Raw genomic sequence first — 21,454 nt, 5'->3', positions numbered from 1 at the left:
AACGATACGCAATGGTCAGGGGAGTTCACCGGCGTACTTTGGCCACTTCGCCGGACGGCCCGCGGGGGCGGGCCGCCCCGGGCCGCCGCGACCGCGCGACGGGGGCGGCGATGCGGGGCCGGCCGTCGGCTCTGCCCGGCCGTACGCCCGGAACTCTCACGCCTGAGGCGCGGGAGCCGTCCTCCTGTGCCGGGTACGGACGCTTCCTTCCGGGCCGCGCAAGGTGGGGAAGGTCACTGCGCGTGGAGGGGCGGAACCGGGATCGGGGGAGGTCTGCGGCGCGGGCCAGACACCCATGGCCCGGTTCACGTGGCGGGATCCGCACCTTCCTCTCAGGGAGCGGGGCTGCCCGACACGAGGGGCGCGACCGCGCGATCACCGAAGGCCGTCCACGCCTGCCACCCGCCGCCCGGCCGCTGCTGGACGCGGGTCCGTAGCCCGCCCGCGACGGTGACGGCGAAGACGTGCATCCGCCCGGTGGAGTCAAGGGCGGCCGTCGGCGTGGCGGCCAGCCTGATGCCGGGCTCGCCGAACTCGCCGCCGGGATGCCAGTCCCCGCCCGGAGCGGCCTGCCGGCGGTGGCCCAGTCGTGCGCCGCCGGGCGACAGGGAGAACGCCTCCAGCCGGCCGTCCGCGTGGGCGGCGAACGCCGGGGGGCCCGCGCTCCAGCCGAACAGCCCCGACCACTCGCCCCAGCCGCCGCTCGGCACGGTCTGCCGCCGGGTGAAGGTGCCCAGGCCTGACGGCCCGATCGCGGCGACGGTGAGTCGGCCGCTGCCGTCCCGGGCCACCCGGGGTGCGGCGCCGGCCGCGGTGCCGAACCGGTGCCATGCCGCGGCCCAGGGGCCGCCGGGGGCCTCCTGCCAGCGGTGGAAGATCCCGGCCCCGCCGGGCGAGAGCGCGAACACCTCCAGCCGGCCGTCGGCATTGGCCGCGACCGCCGGCGGCGCGCCCGCCGCCCCGCCGAAGCCGGGCTCCCACGGGTCCCAGGCCGGCGACCCGGGTGACCTCTGCCGTCGCCGCGCGACGGAGGCGCCGCCGGGGCCGAGGGCGAACGCCTCCAGCCTGCCGTCGGCGTCGAGGCCGACGGCAGGTGCGGCGCCGGCCGGGCCGCCGAACTCCTCCCAGTCCTGCCAGCCGCCGTCCGGCCGCTGCACCCGGTGGTGCAGATTGGCCCCGTTCGGGGCGAGCGAGAACACCTCCAGCCTGCCGTCGGCGTTGCGGCCCAGGGTGGGAACCGCACCGGCCGGCCCCCCGAAGGGTTCCCATCGCGACCAGGTGCCGGCGGACGGGTCGAGCTGGACGCACCGCAGAATCGAGCGGTCGGCGGCGTCGAGTGCGAACAGTGTCAGGTGGTCGTCCGCGTCCAGGCCGGCCACCGGGTTGTCGGGGCTCTGCCACGGCGGTGGCGTGTCCCGCCAGTCCAGGGGGGCCACGTACAGCCCGTTGCGGAACCAGCCCGCGGCGCTGGCGTACCAGGCCTCCCCGTCGGCCACCACCTCGACGGCGTGGCCCGGCACGTGCCCCGCGTATCCGGCGAGTTCGAAGTGGAACGGGTCCCGCGAGGCCAGCACGTCGGTGCCCTCGTAGCCGCCCCGCGGCCCGATGAACAGGTAGTACCAGCCGTCCCGTTCGACGACGTACGGCGACTCGGTGACCGAGACGGTCGCGTCCGTGCTCGCGTCGGTGAAGGCGACGCCCGGCTCGCTCCAGTGCAGCAGGTCGGCGGAGCGCCGGAAGGCCACGACGTGGCGGCCGCCCGGGCCCGAGAGTTCGGTGTAGTACATGACCCACTCGCCGCCGGCCCGCAGCACCATCGGGTCCCGCGCCGCGAGCCCCCGGAACAGGGGGCCGTCCGGTTCGCGGGTCCAGGTGAACAGGTCGGTGGACGTGGCGAGGCTGATCGCGGCGCCGTTCTCGCCGCCTCCGGCGTAGAACATCCAGAACCTGCCGTCGGCCTCGACGACGTGGGGCGCCCACAGGTGTTCCTCACCGAAATAGGACGGGTCCACGGTGAGCGCGTCGGCGTGCGTGGTCCACGGACCGTGCGGGCTCGGTGCCGAGGCGTGGGCGAAGGTGGTCTCCGCCCCGCTGTCCGGGGATTCGCCGCGCGGTGCGCTCCGCCCGACGATGGCGAACAGGTGCCAGCGGCCCCGCGCCTTCACCAGCGTGTGGTCGTTGAGATAGCGCGGGCCGGCGGAGGTGGACGGATCGTAGACGTACGCGAAGGGTCCCGCGCCCACCCGGCGAGGGGGCGGGACGTCCCCGGAGGCCGCGGCGGCGTCCGTGCCGGCGCCCAGGAACGGCAGCGCGCCCGCCGCGGCCGCACTGCGCAACAGGCTCCGCCTGCTGATCGGAAGCATGGGTCCGGTCCTTCCGGAAGGCCCGCGCGGCCGGCCGTGCCGTACGGGGCAGGGCCGGCCGCGGGTCGTGTGCGGGACGGGCGAGACGGGTCGTTACCGGGCCGGGCCGGGAGCTCCGTTGAGCCAGGTCCATTCCGACCAGGTGGCGAAGCCGGTCTGCCATTTGTGGTAGGTGCCGGTGTGGTTGGTACCGAAGATCTCGATGCGGCCGTCGGCGTTGGCGGCGGCAGTGACCTCGGTGCCGCCGGTGCCGAAGGGGGCCCAGTCGCTGAAGGGGGCGTTGGCGGCGGTCTGCCAGCTGTGCATGGCGGTGCTGCCGTTCATGGCGAAGACTTCCACGCGGCCGTCGGGGGTGCGTTCGCTGGTGAGCTGGGAGTCGGCGGGACCGCCGGTGGGCTCCCAGCCGGACCAGTCGGCGGGGCCGGTCTGGTACCGGTGGAACACGCCGACCGGGCCGGAGGCGAAGACCTCCAGGCGGCCGTCGGCGTTGTGGTCGACGGTCAGGTCGTGGCCGCCGCCGCCGAAGGTCTCCCACGGGGACCAGGCGCCGTTGGGGGCACTCTGGTACTGGTGCTGGAAGGTGCTGCCGTTGAGGGCGAAGACCTCCAGGCGGCCGTCGGGCGACTTCTCCATCTCCACGCGGCTGTCGGCGGGGCCGCCACCCGTGGGCTCCCAGTTCGACCAGCCGCCGTTCGGGGCGGCTTGGTAGCGGTGGAAGAGGCCGACCGGGCCGGACGCGTAGACCTCGATGCGGCCGTCCGCGTTGACACCGGCCGCGATGTCGCGGCCGCCCTCGCCGAAGCCCTCCCAGTTCGACCAGCCCCCGGACGGGGCCAGTTGCCAGCGGTGCTGGAAGGTGTTCCCGCTCAGGGCGAACAGTTCCAGTCGGCCGTCGGCGTTGGGCGCGATGGCGAGTTCGGCGTTGCCGGGCCCGCCGAGGGGCTCCCAGGCCGACCAGTTGCCGTTGGCCTCCTGCTGCCAGGCGTGGTGGATGCCGTCGGCCCCGGCGGCGAACACCTCGAGACGCCCGTCCGCCGACCGCGCCGACACGACCCGGCCCGACTCCGCCGGGTGGACCAGCGGCTGGGGCCGCGGACCGGTTCCCGGAGTGCAGGGCAGCACCACGCCGCGCTCCGCGAGGTGGATCTCTGGGTCGATGCCCCAGGAGGCGGACTGGTCCCCCCAGATCCGCAGATGGAGGTGGGGGCCGGTGGAGTTCCCCTCGGAACCCATCAGGGCGATCTGCTGACCGGCCACGACGCGGTCGCCGACGGAGACGTCCCGGCGGGTCATGTGCCCGTACTCGGAGATCCGCCCGTCCGGATGCAGGACCCGGATCCACTGGCCGTAGCCGGCCTCGTAGCCGGAGATGGTCACCTCGCCGTCGCCCACGGCGTGGATCGGCGTCCCGACGCTGTTGGCGATGTCGACGCCGTTGTGGCCGCGGTGGTAGTGCTGGGACACCATGCCGGCGGCCGGGCAGGCCGCCGCGGCACCGGCGGTGCGGGCCGCGGCCGGAGCGGCGGGCACCAGCGCCGGAAGCAGCAGGGCGGCCGCCGCCGTGAGAACAAGGGCCAGTGCCCGGCGGGAAGATCCAGGAAGCACGAGACGCTCCTCCCCTGAGACTTGGGGTGAGTGAGTGGGATGGACGTGCGGTGCGGGGAGCGCCGGTCACGCCTTGCGGAGCCGGCCGATGATCCCGTCGATGTCGCGCCGCAGCATGTCGTGGCGGATGAAGTGCCCGCCGGGCAGCTCGTGCCATTCGTGCGCGATCCCCGCGTTGCCGAGGAGGGAGCGGAACTCCCGCTGTCCCGCGAGGACCTGGGTCTCGTTGGCCGTGTCGAACCAGCTGATCGGGTCCGGGCTGGTGCCGGCGACCAGGAAGACCCGCTTGTGGCGGTAGCTCTCGATGCGCTGCACCGGGTTGTCCGCGTTCACCCGGGCCTCGTCCCAGAACGGCGCCCCGTAGACCGTGCCGCCGTTCAGGTCCAGGACCCCGGAGGTGGCATTGGCCCAGTGGACGACGAGGCCGCTGTCCCGGCGCAGGCTGGCCGGGCCGGAGTGGGAGCTCACGGAGGCGAAGTGCCCCCAGTACTTGGCGGCGTACTTCAGCGCGCCGAAACCGCCCATGGAGAAGCCGGACACGGCACGGCCGTCGTACTCCGCGTAGGTGCGGAAGTTCGCGTCGATCCACGGGATCAGCTGGTCGATGTGGAACTGCTCCCAGTTGCGCGGGCCGGCGTTGGAGCTCACGGGGTTCGAGTACCAGCCGGCGTGTCCGCCGTCAGGCATCACGACGATGATCGGTTTGCCCGCGGTCCACTCGCGGATGCGCTCGCGGTCGAAGGTGATGAAGTCCTGGCCCGGTCCGCCTCCGTGGAGGAGGTAGACCACGGGGTAGGTGCGCCCGCTCCAGTGGTAGTCGTCGGGCAGGAGCACGTTGACGGCCGGGTTCCAGCCGATCGCGCTCGTCTGGAACCGGTAGTACCACATGCGGTGGTCGGCCTCGCCGCGCTCCACGATGCGCAGGCCGAAGCCGTCACCGACGGCGGCGGCGGTGGACGCGGCGGCGAGGACGCCCGCGCTGCCCAGGGCCAGAGCGGCCGTGAGGCCGCCGGCGGTCTTCAGGATGCTCCTACGGGTGGGGTGCTGCGCGCTCACCATGTCCTCCTGGTCGGGAGTCTGTGCCAACGGGCGATCTGGAAGGTAGCAACGCCACCGGCCGGGGAGACCCCGGAAGGTTACGGGCTGACAGGAGGGAGCACATCGGCTACCTGCCCCGGGGTGGCGGCGGCGTCACCGGTGGTGGAGCGGCCGCTACGTCTCTTTCGGATCTTGCCGGGCGGCGCGGGTCAGGCAAGATCCGGAAGAGACGGCCTGACCGGGGCCGCCGCCCGACGGGTCGCGACCGCGTCGTCCCGCCCGCCGCCGGCGCGGTCCGCGGGACAACCGGGTCCTAGCCGATCGGCGGGCCGGAATCGTTCAACCACGTCCATTGGTCCGACCAGGTGGCGAACCCGGTCTGCCACCGGTGGTAGACCCCGAGGTGACTGGTGCCGAACACCTCGACGCGTCCGTCGGCGTTGTTGCCCGCACTGATCCCGGTGCCACCGGTGCCGAAGGTCTCCCACGGCGAGTAGGCGGCGTTCGGGCCGGTCTGCCAGGCGTGGCTCGCCGTGTTCGCGTTGATCGCGAACACCTCGACCCGGCCGTCGACCGACCGCGCCGTGGCCAGCTCGGCGTTGGAGACCCCGCCGGTACCCGCCCACGCCGACCACGAGGCCGGGCTGGTCTGCCAGCGGTGGAACACACCGTCGGTGTTGGAGGCGAACACCTCCAGCCTGCCGTCCTGGTTGTAGCTGACGGCGAGGCCCTGCCCGCCACCGCCGAAGTCCTCCCAAGCGGACCAGCCGCCATTGACGCCGGCCTGGTAGAGGTGCCCGAACGTCGCGTCCGACAGCGCGAACACCTCGAGTCGCCCATCGGGTGCGTTCTCCATGGCGAGCCGCGCATTGGCCGGGCCGCCGCCGGTGCCGTCCCAGTTCGCCCAACCGCCGCTGGGCGAGGTCTGCCAGCGGTGGAACACACCGTCGGCGTTCGAAGCGAACACCTCGATGCGGCCGTCGGCGTTGTTGCCCGCCGCCAGGCGGTACCCGCCCGTGCCGAAGTTCGCCCACGTGGACCATCCCGCACTGGGCGCGGTCTGCCACATGTGGTCGAACGTGCTGTCCGACAGCGCGAACAGCTCCAACCGGCCGTCCGCATTGGCCGCCACGGCCAACTGCGCGTTGCGCGGACCCCCCTCGAACCGCCACGGGGACCAGTTGCCGTTCACCTCGGTCTGCCAGGCGTGGTAGACGCCGTCGGCGCCGGCGGCAAAAGCCTCCAGCCGCCCGTCCGCGGATTTCCCGGACACCACCCGGCCCGGGGCGTACGGGTGCTTGGAGCCGCCGCTCATGCCGGACCACAGCGCGTTGGCGATGAGCACCGCGTCACCGGCCTGCACCCCGTACAGGTAGTTCAAGTCCTCACGCGGCCGCTGCACACGCCAGCACACCTCGCCGATCTCCTCGTTGTTCCACGAGCCGCCCGGAAACTGCTGTTCCATCGCGTTGAGGAAGGCGTTGGTGGCGTAGGCCGGGTTCAGCCGCTGTTCCCGGCTGCCCCACCAGTCCTGCTGCTGGAACAGGCCGAGGCTGGTGTGGTCAACGGCCTGGGAGTAGTTGTTCATGCTGGTTTCCACGATGATCGTGGCGATGGCGATCGCCGCGGCCCTCGGGTTGAGCCCCCGCTCCTTCACGGCCTGCGTGACCATCCGTGCGCAGGACATCTTGTAGGCGTCCAGGTAGCCGGCCATCTTCCCGTTCAGCTGCGGGTTGAGCTGGGCGGCCATGATGCCGTCGGTGGCCGAGGGGCCGGCCGGGTCACAGGGCTCGGTCGGAATGGCCAGCCCCTGCGGGCCGCTGAAGTACCGGGTTACTCCCCACCGTTCATCGTCCGGGCCCGGAACGGATCCGCGTTGAGCGAGGGCGGCCGAGGCCGTCATCCCGACGACCAACGCCCATATGCCGGCCACGAAGGCCAGTCTGGTGAGCACGCGGCACAAGCCGTTTCCTGCCATGGGTTGCCTTTCCGTCGCGAAGGGAAGTCCGCGGAATGCAGTCGGCGGCCGACGGTAGAGGGCGGCGATGAAATACCGATGGAACAGGGGGATTTCATCGGGATGTCATCGGCCGCTGCCACTGTCGTCCGGTATCGACCACACGGGAGGAAACGCATGCGAGCACAAAGGATCGGGGCCGCCTCGGCCGGACTTCTGCTGACGGCCGGGATCGCACTGGCACAGGGGTCCACCGCGCAGGCCGCGGCGGCCGCTTCGTGCGAGGGCACCTACACGATCGTCGTCGGTGGCACGGGAAGCTCGTGGAACAACGACAACTTCACCGGCAACATCCAGCAGCACGTCGGATACCCCACCCAGATTCCCAACGGGGCGAGCGCCCGGGCGGGTGTGAACGAGCTGAACCGGCTGGTCCGCGACCAGCGCGCCGCGTGCCCGGACCAGCACGTCAAAATGGGCGGGTATTCCCTGGGCGCCGCGGTGGTGCACATCTGGGTCACCGAGAACTGGCAGACGTTCGGCAACGTCAACGCCGTTCTCATCTCGGACCCCAAGCGCCAGGGGCCGCCCGGCGCCAATGGCGGGGCCGTGCCCTTCGGCGGCTTCGTGGGCGCTCCGCTCGCCGGCGCCGACCGGTTCTTCGGCAACGTGCCGGTCAAGACGATCTGCCACTGGGACTACGTCTGCGACGAGTCCGCCGGCATCTGGACCTACCCGGGGAACCACATGAACAACTACCCCCACGACTTCAACATGGATCACCACAACGACAGCGCCAACGAGCAGTGGTACAACGGCGCCTGGTATCCCGCGTAATCACGGCCGAGCCGGCCCGGCCGAGGGGGCGAGGCCGAGGCCGGCCTCGTCACCGCGAAGGATCATCTGGTGAGTCAGCCGCAGCATCCGGCTCGGGGCCACCCCCAGGTCGTCGGCCAGACGGCGGCGGGCGCGGTCGAACACGGTCAACGCGTCCGCCTGCCGGCCGTTGCGGTACAGCGCCCGCATCAGCATCGCGGCCAACGGCTCGTTCAGGGGGTGCGCCGCGGACAGGGCGAACAGCTCGGCGATCGCCTCCGCATCCTGGCCCAGCCGCAGCTGCCAGTCCAGCTTCCGCTGCACGAGGACGATCCTGCGCTCGGTGAGTCGCAGCCGCTCCAGTTCGGCGAGCGGCCCGGGTAACCCGGCCAGGGGCTCCCCGCGGAACAGCCCCAGGGCTTGGGCGCACAGGCGGACCGCCTCGGCCGGCTCGCCCGCCCGTTCGGCCGTCCCGATGTCGGCGACGAGCTCCTCCATGCGTGCCACGTCCACGTCGACCGCGCCGGGGACCAGCTGGTAGCCCCGCCGGGCGTGCCCGATGACGGAGTCCGGACCGTCGCCGGTGCGCAGGGTCTTGCGCAACCGGTAGATGTACACCGGGACCACGTTCGCGGCCGGCGGCTCCGTCCCCCACACGTCGTCGAGCAGTTCCTGCCGGCTGAGGGGCCGCCCCTCGCACAGCGCCAGCGCCGCCAGCACGGCCTGCTGCCGCAGGTGACCCAGGTTCAGCGTCCGCCCGTCCCGCCACGCCTGCAGGGGACCGAGCACGCAGATCCGTACCTTCGGTCCGGGCGCCCGGCCGGCGGCGGTCCGCGCCACCGTCCGCACCGGCTGTGGACGGGGGCCGCGTCCGGGGACGGCCAGCCCGCAGTCGAAGGCGTGGACGATCGCGGCGGCCCGGTCACGCAGTCCGAGCTTCACGAGGATCCGCGCGAGGCGGTGGGCCACGGCGTCCTCGGGGATGGCGAGCGCGGCGGCGACCTCGTCGTCCCGCATGCCGCAACCGATCGCGGAGAGCAACTCGCGCTCCTGAGGCCCGAGCACTGCGGCAGTCGGTCGGTCGGTCGTAGCCGTCGTCGGCATCGCTGCTCCCCGGGCTCCGGACAGGTCGGTCTGGCGGGCGCCGTCGTCACGGTAGAGCGGGCAGCCCCGACCAGGGCATCCGGAACGATCCGGAGTGACACGCCCCCGAGGCGCCTGCTGCCGGGCGGACCACCGTGCACGCCAAGACCTCACAGCCCTCGGCCGCACCTTGCGGATGGGTCCGCGCGGCGATCACCTCCGGTTGTCGAGGAGCACCTCCGCCGGCCGCCTCGGCTCCGGGACCTCGCCGCGCGGCCGGTCTCGGTGATGGTGACCGAGATGCGGACCAGCCCGTCATCCTGCCCGAACAACCGCCCGACTTGGACGACTCCCGTCACCAATGCGGCACCGACCGCTTCTGGTGCCGCCCCCTCATCGGCGGCTGCGGGCAGAACTGATGACCAAGCGCTACGCGACCAAGGTCTGTCACTTCTCCCACCTCCCGGTCCTCCGCCGGGGAGCGCTGTACAAGGGAGTCATGCACATGTTGCCCTTCTCGCTCGGCGAGATCGCAGAGATCACCAACGGACGCCTGGCCGACGTGGCCAACCGGGCCGCCCGAATGACGGCCGGGGTGGTCACAGACTCCCGTGAAGCCGTCCCCGGCACTCTGTTCGCCGCCCTCGCCGGCGAGCGCGTAGACGGTCACGCCTTCGCCGCGCAGACCGTGGCGGCGGGCGCGGTCGGGGTGCTGGCCGCCCGCCCGGTCGGCGTCCCGGCGATCGTCGTGGAGGACGTGATCGAGGCCCTGGCCGCGCTCGGCCGCCACGCTCTCGCCCAGCTCCCCGACCCGCTCGTGATCGGCCTGACCGGCTCGGCGGGCAAGACGTCCACGAAGGACCTACTGGCCCAGGTCCTTCCCGTGCTGGGGCCGACCTCGGTCACCGACCGGTCGTTCAACGGCGAGATCGGGTTGCCCGTCACCCTGCTTCGCGCCGCCCCCGATACCCGTTACCTGGTGCTGGAGATGGGCGCGAGGGGCAGGGGCCACATCGCGAACCTGACGACCATCGCCCCGCCGAGGGTCGGGCTGGTCATCAACGTCGGCACCGCCCACGTCGGAGAATTCGGCGGCCGGGAGGCCATCGCGGAGGCCAAGTCCGAACTCGTGCAGGCGCTGCCCGCCGACGGCCTCGCCGTCCTCAACGCCGACGACGCCCTCGTCGCGGCCATGGCCGCCAAGACCCGCGCCCGCGTCCTGCGCTTCGGCCTCGGCCGGGGTGAGGGCGCGGACGTGTGGACCGACGACGTGCAGCTCGACTCCGAGGGCCGTCCCTCCTTCACCCTCCACCACGGCGAGGAGCACGCGGGGGTGCGCCTGGGACTGCACGGCCGGCACCACGTCATGAACGCCCTCGCGGCGGCAGCCGTGGCCCTGGGCCTGGGCGCCGGCCTGCGGGCCGTGGCCGAGCGGCTGTCGGCCGCGAAGAACTTGACCACCGGCCGTATGGAGGTCTTGACCCGCCCCGACGGGATGAAGATCGTGAACGACGCGTTCAACGCGAACCCCGATTCGATGGCGGTGGCCCTGGCCGCGCTGTCGGCGATGGCCGGTGGACGGCGCACGGTCGCGGTGCTGGGCGAGATGAAGGAACTGGGCGAAGAGGCCCTCGACGGGCACCGGCAGGTCGGCAAGCTCGTCGCCGACTCCGGCGTCCGCGTCCTGGTGGCAGTCGGAGGCGACCACGCCGAGGCGCTGGCCGAGGCCGCGCGCCGCCAGAATCCGGACCTGCGGGTGATCCGCACCCCCGACCGCGACGGCGTCCCCGGCACCCTCGCGGGCGTCCTGGGCGCCGAGGACATCGTCCTGGTCAAGGGGAGCCACAGTGTCGGCCTCGAGGCCACCGCGCTGGCCCTCACGGCCGACACCACTGACCGACCGGGCTGAAGGATGTGGCAGAAGGCTCGGGCCGGGCAGGCGTGAGGGGCAGGTGACCTGCTGTTTCACGCAAGCCTAGCCGCCCGCGCCCGGCGATTGTGGTGCCTCTATTCCGATCGCCGGGCGCGGCGGCGGGCCATGATCAAGCCCAGAAGAGCGCCGACGAGCAGAGTGACGGTCAGGACGATCCACAGGGGGAGCGTCACGGTGGGGATCCAGAGCTTGATGGTGACCGATCCGGTGTTGGCCGCGATGAACCAGATGGCCAGCCCGGCCAGGACGACGAAGCCGATGGTGCGCAGCCGCATGTCCCGCCCCTTGACCGTCAAGGTGGACGGTCCGTGCGCTTTTGCGGTTCTCTGGGTCATGAAGTCAATTATCAGTGGGTTGGTCCGGGTGGGCGACCCGGATACGGACACCCGGAGGGGTGTGGGGCTGCGGGGCAGCGTAGGCGCGGAGTCGGGCGGGGTTCGTTCGCCGAGGCGCGATCAGCGACGCACGCAGCGAAAGGCAGGATTGCGGGTCGCGCTGTCTGCCGATTGCCCCTGGCGGGCGGCGGGCGGTAGCCCAGGCGGTCGTTCGGGGCGCACAGGTGCGAGCCGCCCTTGATGACGCGGCGGGGGAAGCGGTCGGCACCGGCCGGACTTTCGGCCTGCTGGCCGACCCGTGGACACGTCACCCATGGGACACACCCTGCCGCCACCGTCGTCTCCCCGAGGTGCTGAGCAGGGCACCGTCCCGCACCCTGTACGAGTGAGAACCCGCACCAGGTCGCCTTCTGGAGGAACGCCGATGAGGGCGACCGGCACACCTCAGGACATCGGCGCCCTGCGGCCCTCCTGATGCCGGACATGGAGCCGGGAAACCGTCGCATGGACGGGGCGGACCAGGCGGACGGGGTCGCCGCGGCGCAAGGCCACGCAGCACACGCCGCCGGTCGGCGTGGGATCCTGCGGCCGTCTTGGTGGCGGGCCAGGTCCCACGACGTGACGGCGAGCGGGCGGCGCCTGCAACGGGGCGCGGAAGTCCGCTTCCCTGTTATCGCGCATCTGACCGCTCGGATGCTTTCGGTGAACGTTCTGGATGCCGCCACCAGGCTGGCAGCCCAGTGTTTCCTGACCGCGGTCCCGCTTCTCTTCGTGTTCGGCTCCTTCGCACCCCAGGGCGTGCGGAACCAGCTCCTCGCATCCGTGCGCGCCGTATTCGGGCTCAAGGGTGCCGCGGACCACCAACTGGAGCAGGTCTACCAGTCCGGCACCCAGTCCTTGCAGGAGACCACCGGCATCATCGGGTCCTTGATGGTGGTGCTCTCCGCCACGGCGGTGAGCCGTGCGATGCAGCGGTTGTGCAAGCGGGCTTGGCAGGTTCCCAAGGGAGGAACGAAGGTCGCCCCGTGGCGCTGGTTCGTCTGGATCGCCGTTTGGCTGGCCGTCCTGGTGCTGCAGGCCCCACTGCGTGGCGGGTTCGGTGTCGGGCTGTGGCTGGGCGCTCCCCTCACGTTGCTGTGCCAGACGGCCTTGTGGTGGTGGAGCCAGCACCTGCTTCTGGCAGGTGCCGTCCGCTGGCCCCCGCTGCTGCCCGGCGCCGTGCTCACGGCGCTCGCCGTCACCGCCCTGTCGGTCAGCGCCCAGTTCTACATGCCGGCGGCGCTCAACCGGACGCTGGCCGAGTACGGATCGCTGGGCCCGGTCTTCACCCTCCTGTCGTGGCTGATCGTGGTCTGCGCGGCGGTCGCCGTGAGCATCACCGTGGGCGCCGTTCTCGCGCAGGAAACGCCCCTGGCCCACCGCCTGGGCACCCTGCCCGCGCGGCGGGACGCTGAAGCGGTGCAGGGAGGCGGTTCGTAACCCCAGCCTCGTACCAGCAGGGGCAGACGCACGCGGTGCGGGTGAAGCCACCGGCCCCGCTCGCTTTCCCGGGGCGTGTGCATGAGGGCAGCGGTTCCTTCTCACCGCCATGCCGACGCCTTCCGACGTTCTTCGCGCTGGCGTCGTCGAGAAACTCGCGCACGGCGAAGGCGGCCAGGACCGCGGCCGCGATCCACAACACGACCGTTGCGCTCGGATACGACCAGGCGACGAGGACGGTCAGGCGGTCAGCGCGGTCGGCGCCCTGCTCGGCGGCATCTCCGAATCAGCGCACACGGCCTCGGGGTTTCAAGCGAGTTGTGGGAAGCTCTGGAGCCGGCAGCGGAGGGCCGTCGTAGCCCTTCACCTCGCCGAAGCGGGTGCCGTTCATCCAGTCCTCGCGGGCCGTTGCGATATCCTCCTGGGACCGGCCGATCCAGTTCCAGAACATCACGATCTCCTCCTCGAACGGCTCGCCGCCCAGGAGCATCAGGCTTGCGTCCGAGGTTGCGCGCAGCGGGAGTTCGGTGCGGCCGCAGCCCAGGTAGAGCATCGAGCCCGGGAGGACCGGGACCTCGTCGACGTTAGCCTCGCCCGACATCGACAGGATCGCGTACTCGAAGTCCGGGTCGAGCGGAAGGCGGGTTTCGGTGCCCGCCGTGAGGGTCAGGTCCGCGCCGACGATCGGGCTGTACGCCGTACCGGGCGAGGTGGCCGTGTCCAGGGTGCCCAGGATGACCGTCGCGGTCAGGCCGGGGGCGGTGACCCGCGGGAGCTCCGCGTGGTGCTGGAAGTGCGGTTCCACGTCGCGGTGGGCGTCGGGCAGGGCCACCCACAGCTGGGCGCCGTGCAGGAGGCGGGCGTGCGGGCGGGGGCTCTCCTCCGAGTGGCTGATGCCCCGGCCGGAGGTCATCAGGCCCAGCTCGCGCGGGCGGATCGTCGCCAGGCTGCCCACGCTGTCGCGGTGCAGCACCTCGCCCTCGTGGAGCCAGCTCACGGTCTGGAGTCCGGTGTGCGGATGCGGCGGGACCTGCATGCCGGGCTCGTCCGCGATGTCGTCCGGGCCGTAGTGGTCCACGAAGCACCAGGCGCCCACCATGCGGCGGCCCAGGTTCGGCAGGAGTCGTCGGACCTCGGTGGACTCCCCGAGCTTGACCGTGCGCGGGCTGAGGAGCTCGCGTACCGGTTCGGCCACGACGAAGCCGCGGCCGCCGCAGACGGAGAGTGCGGACTGGCGATCGAGATTGCTCATGCCCCCAACCTAACGGCGGGGAGGCGGCCCCGGTCAGTGGAATGTTCCCCCGGTCCCGCGTGTTGGAGGCAGCGGACATCGACTTGAGTGCGGTAAGGACGGAAGGGACGCGATGAGCGCGACGAGTACGTCGTACTTCGAGCACGGGACGGCAGCCGAGCGCTGGGCGCGGGCCCGGCTCTTCTTCGAGGCGAAGGAGTACGCGACGGCCGCCCGCATCCTGGACCCGCTGGCGGCCGAGGCCCCGGAGCAGCTGGCGCCCCGCTTGCTGCTGGCCCGCGCCTACTACCACTCCGCCCAGCTGTCCCGGGCCGAGCGGGAGCTGCGCGCCATCCTGGAGCGCTGGCCCGTGGAGGACTACGCACAGCTGATGCTCGGTCGCACGCTGGAGCGCGCCGGGCGGGCCGCCGAGGCCCGTCCCTACCTGCGGATGGCCGCGGCGATGGCGGGCGAGTTCGAGGACTAGCGGGCCGCCCGGCCCGGCGCGTGCGGGGGCCGGGCTCCGGCTCGGTTAGCCTGGGTCCCATATGAACCGCCTGACCACGCCTTACGGCTCCTACGAGCTCACCCGCTTCCCCGAGGACCCGCGCGACCGGCTCCGCGCCTGGGACGCCGCCGACGAGTACCTGCTGCGGCATCTCGACGCCGGTACCGGCGAGCGCGGGCCGGTGGACCTGGCCGGCGCCGGGCAGATCACCGTCCTCGGGGACCGCTGGGGGGCGCTGACCACGGCGCTCGCCGCGTACCGGCCGACGCAGATCACCGACTCCTCCCTCACCCGTTCCGCCACCGCCGCGAACCTGGACCGTAACGGGATCGGGACCTCCAAGGCGACGGTCACCCTGCTGACCACGCAGGACCCGCCGCCCGAGAAGATCGACGTGCTGCTGGTGCGGGTGCCCAAGAGCCTGGCGCTGCTGGAGGACCAGCTGCACCGGCTGGCCCCGCACGTCCACGCCGGCACCGTGGTCGTCGGCACCGGCATGGTGAAGGAGATCCACACCTCCACCCTGCGGCTCTTCGAGCGGATCCTGGGTCCGACGAAGACCTCCCTCGCCGAGAAGAAGGCGCGGCTGATCTTCTGTACGCCGAGTACGCCGGGCACGCCCGGTACGCCCGGTACGCCGGGTACGCCGGACGCCGCACGGCCCGCGGCCCCCGGGCCGTGGCCCGTGACGTACACGGTGGACGAGGACGCCGGGTACGCCTCCGGGCTGACCGTCGTCAACCACGCCGGGATCTTCTGCGCCGACCGGCTCGACGTCGGCACCCGCTTCTTCCTGCAGAACCTGCCGACCAACACCGACGGGGCCCGCGTCGTGGACCTGGGCTGCGGCAACGGCGTCGTCGGCACGGCGGTGCAGGCCCACGACCCGGACGCCGAGGTCGTCTTCACGGACGAGTCCTTCCAGGCACTCGCCTCGGCGCGGGCCACGTACCGGGCGAACATCCGCGAGGGCCGGCGGACGGCGGAGTTCCACGTCGGCGACGGGGTCGCGATGCTGGCCCCCGGTTCCGTGGACCTGGTGCTGAGCAACCCGCCGTTCCACTCCCACCAGGCGACCACGGACGCGACGGCGCTGCGGATGTTCGCGCAGTCGCGCAAGGTGCTGCGGCCCGGCGGCGAGCTGTGGATCGTCGCCAACCGGCACATGGGCTACCACACCCACCTGCAGCGGCTCTTCGGCAACAGTGAAGTCGTCGCGAGCGAGCCCAAGTTCGTGATCCTGCGGGCGGTCAAGGAAGACCGGCCGCGGCCTATGTGACCTGCCAGTACGTCCTACACTCTGCCGCGTGAGCAGCCAGGTGGTGGGAGACGGGGCGGGCGGCGGGCGCTACCGCCGGGAGGACGTGGCCCGCGCGGCCGGGGTCAAGGTGCGCAACCTGCGCTACTACCAGGAGCGCGGGCTGCTGCCGCCGCCGCGCCGCGAGGGCCGGATCGCCTGGTACTCCGATGACCACCTGACCCGGCTGCGGCTGATCAGCGACCTGTTGGGGCGCGGCTACACGGTCAACGGCATCGCCGAGCTCCTGCAGGCCTGGGAGGGCGGCGGCGGCCTGTCCGGACTGCTGGGCCTGGAGCGGGAGCTGACCCGGGACTGGGTCCGCGAGGAGCCGGTCACGATGACCCGGGCCGAGCTGCGGGAGCTGTTCGGCCCGGCGGCCACGGCCGAGGACACCCGGCGGGCGGCCGAGCTGGGGTACGTCACGGTCGACGGGGACCTGGTCACCCACCGCAGCCCCCGCCTGCTGGACGCGACGCTGGCGCTGGTGCGCGAGGGGGTGCCGCTCGCGGACATCCTGGACGCGGGAGAGTTCGTACAGGCACAGGCGGCGGCCCTCGCGGACCGGTTTGTCGGACTGTTCCGGCGGCATGTGATCGGCCCGGCGGGGTTGGAGCGGCTTTCGGCCAAGCAACTCCAGCACATCACGGAGGCGGTGACGGCCTTGCGGCCGGTGGCCGGAGAGGTCGTGACCACGGAGTTCGCCCGGGCGATGGCCCGCCGGGTGGACGAGGAGGTCGCCGAACTGCTGCGTACGGAGCAGTAGGAGTCGGCCGAAAGGGTGCGCTCGCACAACCTTGCCAACCTCCATTGGCACTCTTACATTCAACTCGTCGGTAACAACGGTGCACAGCCGATCACAAGGGACGATCTCATGACGGATTCCCCGCACTTACCCGACGAAGACCGCGGCTCCGGCCGTGTCCGCTGGCGGCGGTTCGCCGTCCTGACCGTACCCGCCGTGGCCGTGACCGCCGGCCTCGGCATCGCCCTCGCGCAGGGGGCGCTCGCCGCCTCGTTCGCGGTGTCGGGGCAGCAGTTCAAGGTGTCGGCGAAGAGCCTGCAGGGCGAGGGCTTCGCCCAGTACGGCAGTGTCGACGTCAACGCCCGCGAGGAGCTCATCCCGGTGGCCGTCACCGCCATCCGGGAGGCGAAGCTCAACAGCCTGTGCCAGTCGGTGGTCACCACGCTCCCGGTGATCGGCGACATCTCGCTGAACCTGACGGCGGGCCAGAAGAAGCCCGTCGAGGCGAGCAACCTCTTCGTGGACGCGACACAGCTCTCCGGTGACGCGGTCTTCAGCAACATCGAGATCGGGCGCGACGCCTCCACCCTCGACAAGGGTCCGGCCGACGCCCAGGGGATGCAGGACCTGTTCGCCCAGCAGGCCGACACGGTCAGCATCACCGACCTGCAGCAGACGGCGTGGGCGACCAACGCCGGCACCTTCAAGCTCTCCGGGCTGCGCATGGACATCAGCAAGGGCAAGAAGGAATGCTTCTGAGCCGTCGGCGGTGGCGGCGGTGGCGGCGCGGCAGGCCGTTCTGGGGCGGGCTGTTCGCCCTCCTCGCCGGGGTGTGGATCTGCCTGCTGCCGCTGGCACCACTGAAGATCATGCTCCAGCAGGGGGTGGCGGGGATCCCGTCCGTCCTGATGGGCCTCGTGATGATCGTGCTCGGCCTCACCGCCTGGTTCTCCCCCGCTCAGCGCGTCCTCGCGGGCGTCCTCACCACCCTGATCGCCACCGCCGCCCTGGTGCTGTCGAACCTCGGCGGGTTCCTCATCGGCACCTTGCTCGGCATTCTCGGCGGCGGCCTGATGTTCGCCTGGCAGCCGAACGCCGCGACCCGCTCCACCCCTCCTTCCGCTGCCCCCCCAGCCGCCCCGTCAGCCGCTCCCTCCCCCACGACCCCCTCGCACCACGATCCCCAAGGAGCACAGCCATGAGCCGTACGCGCACCGCGCTCGCCCTCGGCACCGCCGCCGCCGCAGTCCTCTCCCTGGCCTCGGTCTCCGCCGCCGCCGCGCCGTTACCGGCGGCCGGGTCGACCACCGTCACCCCGGCCGGGCACGCCTTCAAGGCCACCCTCAGCGGGAAGGCCACCCTCAAAGCCGGTTCGGTGACGGTGACCTGCAACGTCTCCGTGGCCACCGGCACGGTGCCGGCCGCCCCCGGCAACCAGAACGCGGCCGGGCCGGTCTCCTCCCCGATCTCGGCGCCGACGTACAGCTCCTGCACCTCGAGCATGCCCGGGGTGACCCCGACGGTCACCACCAGCGGTGCCTGGACGGTGTCGATGCAGCACGGCTCCCCGATCACCGCGACCATGACCGTGCCGGTCGGCGGCCTCGTGGTCAAGACGACCGGGCTGGCCTCCTGCACGGTCACCACCGCGCCCACGGCCGCGGCCAACGTCGGCGGCGCCTGGACCAACGGCGCCCCGTCCAGCCTCACCTTCACCAACGCGACCGTACCGGTGAAGGTCACCGGCGGGTTCGGCTGCCCGACGAGTGCGACCACGTCCACCTTCAACGCGGTCTACCTCGTCACCGACACGACCGCCCCGGCGCAGCAGATCACCGTCGGCCCCTGACCCGCGCGCACCACGCCTCGCGCGCACCACGGCCCACGCTGCCGAGGCCGCGCGCACCACGGCCCGCCGCTCCGGAGTCCGTCCGGGACGGCGGGCCCTGGTCGTCCCGGCCCGCCGCCTCAGCGGTGCGCGGGCGGAAGGACTCCCAGACCCTGGTCCCCTCCTCCGGACCGTGTTTCTGCTGCGCGGACAGCAGGGACAGCGCGGCCTGGACCCCGCCGCCGCCTCTGCCGCCGAACAGGCCGCCGACGACGGAGGCCAGGGCGATCAGGTCGGTGATCTTCCTCCGCCGCGAGCCGGTGAAGGGGGTCAGGTCGCCGCGGCCCACGTGCCGGAAGAGGTCCAGCTGCCAGAGCCGGTCCTGTGTGGAGCCGGCGAAATTGCGTTGCCCGGGCGGCGGGTGCCGGGAGAGGCTCCCTGCCATGTCACAGAGCACTGAACATCAAGAGCCCTCGGCCGGACCGCGCCGCGACGTCTCCGACCTCTTCGCCGGCGGCCGCCTCACCGCGATCCCGCGCAAGGCGGCCCGGCGCGAGCAGTTGCTCGCCCACCTGACGCAGACGCTCTTCGCGGCGGACCGGGAGTACACGGAGCCCGAGGTGAACGACGCGCTGCGGACGGTGCACGAGGACTGCTCGGCGCTGCGGCGCTATCTGATCACCTCGGGCCACCTCACCCGGACCCGGGACGGCAGCAGCTACCGGCGGGCGGCGACCACCCGGTAGTGGGTCGTCAGCCGCCCGTCCTCGCCCAGCACGTGGAAGGCGACGGCGGGCGGCTCGTCGAGGTGGACGTGGTGGTCCGGCCCCGCCTGCCGCTCCCACGGCAGCCGCAGGGCGGACACCACCCCCGGGGCCACCAGCAGCGGACGCCCGGCGAACGTGGTCGCCGCCGCGGTGTGGGCGTGCCCGCACAAGAACGCGGTCAGATGCGGGTGCCGCTCCACGAGGGCGGCGAGCCGCTCCTCGCCGAACTGCCGGATCCCGTCGACGTACGGGGTGTGCAGCGGGACCGGCGGATGGTGGAAGGCGACCAGCACCGGGGTCTCGCGCGGGGTCGCGGCGAGGACCCCGTCCAGCCAGACCAGCGTGGCGTCCTCCAGGAACCCCCGGTCCGCGCCGGGAACGGACGAGTCGCACACCGCCAGCACGAAGCCGTCGCCGCGCACCACCTGGTCGACCGGGGCCGCGGACGCCGCGTCCCCCTCCCCCAGCAGCACCTTCCGGAAGACGGCCCGCTCGTCATGGTTTCCGGGGCAGACCACCAACGGGTGCCGCGAGCGCAGCAGTTCGGCGGCCTCCTCGTACTCGTCGGCGGCGCCGTGGTCGGCTATGTCCCCGCTCACCAGCACGGCGTCGAGGTCGTGGGGAAGCGCTTCGAGGTACTCCATGACGGCGCGGGTGCGGTCGGCCGCCCGCGGGCCGCCGTCGAGATGGATGTCGCTGAGATGGGCGATCACGATCACGGGCGATGCCTCCTTGTGTCCGGTCGAGCGCGGTGCTCGAGAAGCGTGGCAGGGCCATTCAACAGGCGCACACGCCTCGCACACCTCCCCCCGGAACCCGTCGTCCGAGGGCCCGTCCACCGTTCGGTCAGCTGATCACGCACGACGGGGGGAGGCGGCGTGCGGCGCTGGGAGTACGTCGACGACGGCTCGGCCAGTGGGCCGGCCCGCGGCTGCGCCGGCGTGGGTGGACGCGCAGATCCACCTGCTGCCCGCCCTGGAGCTGCCCGCCCGAGCCGCCCGAGCCGGGGCGCCGTCACGCCCGCCGGCCCGGCTACCCTCGGTACGCCTCCAGCAGCCTGAGCCAGATCTCGCTGATCGTCGGGAACGCGGGGACCGCGTGCCACAGCCGCTCGATCGGGACCTCGCCCGCCACGGCGACGGTGGCCGTGTGCAGCAGCTCGGCGGCGCCCGGGCCGACGAAGGTGGCCCCGAGCACGATCTCGCGGTCCAGGTCGACGACCATCCGGGCCCGGCCGCGGTACCCGTCGGCGTAGAGCCCGGCGCCCGAGACCTTGGACAGGTCGTAGTCGACGGCGCGCACCCGGAGGCCCGCCCCTTCGGCCTCGGCCAGGCTGAGCCCCACCGCGGCGGCCTCCGGATCGGTGAAGACCACCTGCGGAACCGCCCGCGTGTCCGCGGTGGCGGCGTGCGCGCCCCAGGGGCCGGTGTCCGGCGCACCGCCGGCCGCCCGGGCGGCGATGGCGGCTCCCGCGATGCGGGCCTGGTACTTGCCCTGGTGGGTCAGGAGCGCGCGGTGGTTGACGTCCCCGACGGCGTACAGCCAGTCGTGCCCGGGCACCCGGCAGCTGTCGTCGACCCCGATCCACTTCCCCCCGGACAGCCCGACGGTCTCCAGGCCGATGTCCTCGGTCCGCGGCGCCCGGCCCGTCGCCACCAGCAGCTCGTCGCCCTCGATGATCTCGCCGCCCTCCAGCACCACGCTGACGGGGCCGGTGGAGCCGTCCCGTACGACGGCCTCGACGGCCACGCCGGTACGGACCACCGCGCCGGCCTCGCGCAGCGCCTCGGCGACCAGCTCGCCCGCGAAGGGCTCCATCCGCGGCAGCAGCCCCGAGCCGCGCACGAGTACGGTGACCTGCGATCCGAGGCCCTGCCAGGCCGTGGCCATCTCCGCTGCCACCACCGAGCCGCCCACGATCAGCAGCCGGCCCGGCGCGGCCTGCGCCGAGGTCGCCTCGCGGCTGGTCCAGGCCCCGGCCGCGGCCATGCCGGGCACGTCGGGGATCACGGCCCGGGTCCCGGTGGCGACCACCACCGCGTGGCGGGCGGACAGTACGTGGTGCTCACCCTCGGGGCTGGTGACGGCGACCTTGCGGACCCCGTACAGCCGGCCGTGGCCCCGGTACACGTGGGCGCCGATCGAGTCGAGCCAGTCGATCTGGCCCTCGTCCTTCCAGTTCCCGGTCCAGTAGTCGCGGTGCGCGAGCACCGCCGCCGTGTCCAGCGGCCCCTCCACGGCGCCCGCCAGACCCGGCACCCGCCGGGCGTCGGCCCGGGCGAGCACCGGGCGCAGCAGGGCCTTGCTCGGGACGCACGCCCAGTACGAGCACTCACCGCCCACGAGCTCGCTCTCGACCAGGGCGGTGCTCAGCCCGGCGGCGCGGGTCCGGTCGGCGACGTTCTCGCCGGCCGGGCCCCCGCCGAGGACCACTACGTCGTACTCCACGGCTTCAGTCATACGGGCCAG

20 protein-coding genes are annotated in these 21,454 nt (G+C 72.7%); 10 read left to right on the top strand and 10 right to left on the bottom strand.

The window, feature by feature from the left end:
* Positions 1 to 332: 332 nt before the first annotated feature.
* From BGK67_RS29255 to BGK67_RS29240, 4 genes are all read right to left on the bottom strand, one after another.
* Complete coding sequence (locus BGK67_RS29255; protein WP_069922889.1) at positions 333 to 2,363, bottom strand: DUF8189 domain-containing protein; 2,031 nt, start codon at positions 2,361 to 2,363, stop codon at positions 333 to 335.
* Between the two features lie 93 nt (positions 2,364 to 2,456).
* Positions 2,457 to 3,968, bottom strand: a complete 1,512-nt coding sequence (locus tag BGK67_RS29250; RefSeq protein WP_069922888.1) for a DUF8189 domain-containing protein — start codon at positions 3,966 to 3,968, stop codon at positions 2,457 to 2,459.
* A 66-nt stretch (positions 3,969 to 4,034) separates the two neighbouring features.
* The gene (locus BGK67_RS29245; RefSeq protein ID WP_069922887.1) at positions 4,035 to 5,027 is read right to left on the bottom strand and encodes an alpha/beta hydrolase-fold protein; all 993 of its coding nucleotides are present in this window, start codon (positions 5,025 to 5,027) and stop codon (positions 4,035 to 4,037) included.
* A 292-nt stretch (positions 5,028 to 5,319) separates the two neighbouring features.
* On the bottom strand, positions 5,320 to 6,984 hold the full coding sequence (locus BGK67_RS29240; RefSeq protein WP_069922886.1) for a PLL family lectin: 1,665 nt from the start codon (positions 6,982 to 6,984) through the stop codon (positions 5,320 to 5,322).
* A gap of 156 nt (positions 6,985 to 7,140) precedes the next feature.
* On the opposite strand from BGK67_RS29240, the gene BGK67_RS29235 reads away from it, so the two are divergent.
* Positions 7,141 to 7,800 carry a cutinase family protein gene (locus BGK67_RS29235; protein WP_069922885.1) on the top strand — a complete coding sequence of 220 codons (660 nt, stop codon included), beginning with the start codon at positions 7,141 to 7,143 and terminating at the stop codon, positions 7,798 to 7,800.
* On the opposite strand, the gene BGK67_RS29230 is transcribed toward BGK67_RS29235, so the two are convergent.
* Positions 7,801 to 8,883 (bottom strand): BTAD domain-containing putative transcriptional regulator, encoded by a 1,083-nt coding sequence (locus BGK67_RS29230; RefSeq protein WP_069922884.1) that lies wholly within the window; start codon positions 8,881 to 8,883, stop codon positions 7,801 to 7,803.
* Between the two features lie 484 nt (positions 8,884 to 9,367).
* Here BGK67_RS29230 and BGK67_RS29225 point away from each other — a divergent pair, with 484 nt between their 5' ends.
* Positions 9,368 to 10,771: a UDP-N-acetylmuramoyl-tripeptide--D-alanyl-D-alanine ligase gene (locus tag BGK67_RS29225; RefSeq protein WP_069924188.1), complete on the top strand. Its 1,404-nt coding sequence runs from the start codon at positions 9,368 to 9,370 to the stop codon at positions 10,769 to 10,771.
* A 98-nt stretch (positions 10,772 to 10,869) separates the two neighbouring features.
* On the opposite strand, the gene BGK67_RS29220 is transcribed toward BGK67_RS29225, so the two are convergent.
* The gene (locus BGK67_RS29220; protein WP_069922883.1) at positions 10,870 to 11,130 is read right to left on the bottom strand and encodes a LapA family protein; all 261 of its coding nucleotides are present in this window, start codon (positions 11,128 to 11,130) and stop codon (positions 10,870 to 10,872) included.
* 618 nt (positions 11,131 to 11,748) lie between these two features.
* Between BGK67_RS29220 and BGK67_RS29215 the strand changes: the two genes are divergently transcribed.
* Positions 11,749 to 12,609, top strand: a complete 861-nt coding sequence (locus BGK67_RS29215) for a YhjD/YihY/BrkB family envelope integrity protein (protein WP_244291348.1) — start codon at positions 11,749 to 11,751, stop codon at positions 12,607 to 12,609.
* Between the two features lie 286 nt (positions 12,610 to 12,895).
* On the opposite strand, the gene BGK67_RS29210 is transcribed toward BGK67_RS29215, so the two are convergent.
* Positions 12,896 to 13,861, bottom strand: coding sequence for a pirin family protein (locus BGK67_RS29210; RefSeq protein ID WP_069922882.1), 966 nt, complete (start codon positions 13,859 to 13,861; stop codon positions 12,896 to 12,898).
* A 112-nt stretch (positions 13,862 to 13,973) separates the two neighbouring features.
* Here BGK67_RS29210 and BGK67_RS29205 point away from each other — a divergent pair, with 112 nt between their 5' ends.
* The 6 genes from BGK67_RS29205 to BGK67_RS29180 all read left to right on the top strand — a co-directional run bounded on the left by BGK67_RS29205 (position 13,974) and on the right by BGK67_RS29180 (position 18,239).
* Entirely contained in the window at positions 13,974 to 14,327 is a 354-nt protein-coding gene (locus tag BGK67_RS29205; protein ID WP_069922881.1) for a tetratricopeptide repeat protein, read from the top strand.
* 70 nt (positions 14,328 to 14,397) lie between these two features.
* Positions 14,398 to 15,627, top strand: coding sequence for a methyltransferase (locus BGK67_RS29200; RefSeq protein ID WP_069924186.1), 1,230 nt, complete (start codon positions 14,398 to 14,400; stop codon positions 15,625 to 15,627).
* A gap of 28 nt (positions 15,628 to 15,655) precedes the next feature.
* Positions 15,656 to 16,411 (top strand): MerR family transcriptional regulator, encoded by a 756-nt coding sequence (locus BGK67_RS29195; RefSeq protein WP_244291347.1) that lies wholly within the window; start codon positions 15,656 to 15,658, stop codon positions 16,409 to 16,411.
* A 108-nt stretch (positions 16,412 to 16,519) separates the two neighbouring features.
* Positions 16,520 to 17,149, top strand: coding sequence for a DUF6230 family protein (locus BGK67_RS29190; protein WP_069922880.1), 630 nt, complete (start codon positions 16,520 to 16,522; stop codon positions 17,147 to 17,149).
* Positions 17,140 to 17,592 (top strand): DUF6114 domain-containing protein, encoded by a 453-nt coding sequence (locus tag BGK67_RS29185; RefSeq protein ID WP_069922879.1) that lies wholly within the window; start codon positions 17,140 to 17,142, stop codon positions 17,590 to 17,592. Before BGK67_RS29190 ends, BGK67_RS29185 begins: the two co-directional genes overlap by 10 nt.
* Positions 17,589 to 18,239, top strand: a complete 651-nt coding sequence (locus BGK67_RS29180; RefSeq protein ID WP_069922878.1) for a hypothetical protein — start codon at positions 17,589 to 17,591, stop codon at positions 18,237 to 18,239. Before BGK67_RS29185 ends, BGK67_RS29180 begins: the two co-directional genes overlap by 4 nt.
* Here BGK67_RS29180 and BGK67_RS41255 read toward each other — a convergent pair.
* Positions 18,223 to 18,663: a hypothetical protein gene (locus BGK67_RS41255; RefSeq protein WP_069922877.1), complete on the bottom strand. Its 441-nt coding sequence runs from the start codon at positions 18,661 to 18,663 to the stop codon at positions 18,223 to 18,225. The two genes, BGK67_RS29180 and BGK67_RS41255, sit on opposite strands and share 17 nt — an antisense overlap.
* Here BGK67_RS41255 and BGK67_RS29170 point away from each other — a divergent pair.
* Positions 18,662 to 18,964, top strand: coding sequence for a DUF2087 domain-containing protein (locus BGK67_RS29170; RefSeq protein ID WP_069922876.1), 303 nt, complete (start codon positions 18,662 to 18,664; stop codon positions 18,962 to 18,964). The genes BGK67_RS41255 and BGK67_RS29170 overlap by 2 nt on opposite strands.
* On the opposite strand, the gene BGK67_RS29165 is transcribed toward BGK67_RS29170, so the two are convergent.
* Both BGK67_RS29165 and BGK67_RS29160 read right to left on the bottom strand, forming a co-directional pair.
* Positions 18,937 to 19,704 (bottom strand): metallophosphoesterase, encoded by a 768-nt coding sequence (locus BGK67_RS29165; RefSeq protein ID WP_069922875.1) that lies wholly within the window; start codon positions 19,702 to 19,704, stop codon positions 18,937 to 18,939. The two genes, BGK67_RS29170 and BGK67_RS29165, sit on opposite strands and share 28 nt — an antisense overlap.
* Positions 19,705 to 20,017: 313 nt before the next feature.
* On the bottom strand, positions 20,018 to 21,445 hold the full coding sequence (locus tag BGK67_RS29160; protein ID WP_069922874.1) for a dihydrolipoyl dehydrogenase family protein: 1,428 nt from the start codon (positions 21,443 to 21,445) through the stop codon (positions 20,018 to 20,020).
* Positions 21,446 to 21,454 lie beyond the last annotated feature (9 nt).

It is taken from the genome of Streptomyces subrutilus, assembly GCF_001746425.1.
Classification (GTDB): domain Bacteria; phylum Actinomycetota; class Actinomycetes; order Streptomycetales; family Streptomycetaceae; genus Streptomyces; species Streptomyces subrutilus_A.
This window is presented reverse-complemented; position numbering and strand designations above follow the sequence as displayed.

Bases quoted from the DNA above. Each gene is read 5' to 3' on its own strand.
- BGK67_RS29245 (WP_069922887.1), bottom strand. From the start codon at position 5,027: ATGGTGAGCGCGCAGCACCCCACCCGTAGGAGCATCCTGAAGACCGCC.
- BGK67_RS29160 (WP_069922874.1), bottom strand. From the start codon at position 21,445: ATGACTGAAGCCGTGGAGTACGACGTAGTGGTCCTCGGCGGGGGCCCG.
- BGK67_RS29185 (WP_069922879.1), top strand. From the start codon at position 17,140: ATGCTTCTGAGCCGTCGGCGGTGGCGGCGGTGGCGGCGCGGCAGGCCG.
- BGK67_RS29190 (WP_069922880.1), top strand. From the start codon at position 16,520: ATGACGGATTCCCCGCACTTACCCGACGAAGACCGCGGCTCCGGCCGT.
- BGK67_RS29220 (WP_069922883.1), bottom strand. From the start codon at position 11,130: ATGACCCAGAGAACCGCAAAAGCGCACGGACCGTCCACCTTGACGGTC.
- BGK67_RS29170 (WP_069922876.1), top strand. From the start codon at position 18,662: ATGTCACAGAGCACTGAACATCAAGAGCCCTCGGCCGGACCGCGCCGC.
- BGK67_RS41255 (WP_069922877.1), bottom strand. From the start codon at position 18,663: ATGGCAGGGAGCCTCTCCCGGCACCCGCCGCCCGGGCAACGCAATTTC.
- BGK67_RS29240 (WP_069922886.1), bottom strand. From the start codon at position 6,984: ATGGCAGGAAACGGCTTGTGCCGCGTGCTCACCAGACTGGCCTTCGTG.
- BGK67_RS29180 (WP_069922878.1), top strand. From the start codon at position 17,589: ATGAGCCGTACGCGCACCGCGCTCGCCCTCGGCACCGCCGCCGCCGCA.
- BGK67_RS29230 (WP_069922884.1), bottom strand. From the start codon at position 8,883: ATGCCGACGACGGCTACGACCGACCGACCGACTGCCGCAGTGCTCGGG.
- BGK67_RS29235 (WP_069922885.1), top strand. From the start codon at position 7,141: ATGCGAGCACAAAGGATCGGGGCCGCCTCGGCCGGACTTCTGCTGACG.
- BGK67_RS29210 (WP_069922882.1), bottom strand. From the start codon at position 13,861: ATGAGCAATCTCGATCGCCAGTCCGCACTCTCCGTCTGCGGCGGCCGC.
- BGK67_RS29225 (WP_069924188.1), top strand. From the start codon at position 9,368: ATGTTGCCCTTCTCGCTCGGCGAGATCGCAGAGATCACCAACGGACGC.
- BGK67_RS29205 (WP_069922881.1), top strand. From the start codon at position 13,974: ATGAGCGCGACGAGTACGTCGTACTTCGAGCACGGGACGGCAGCCGAG.
- BGK67_RS29255 (WP_069922889.1), bottom strand. From the start codon at position 2,363: ATGCTTCCGATCAGCAGGCGGAGCCTGTTGCGCAGTGCGGCCGCGGCG.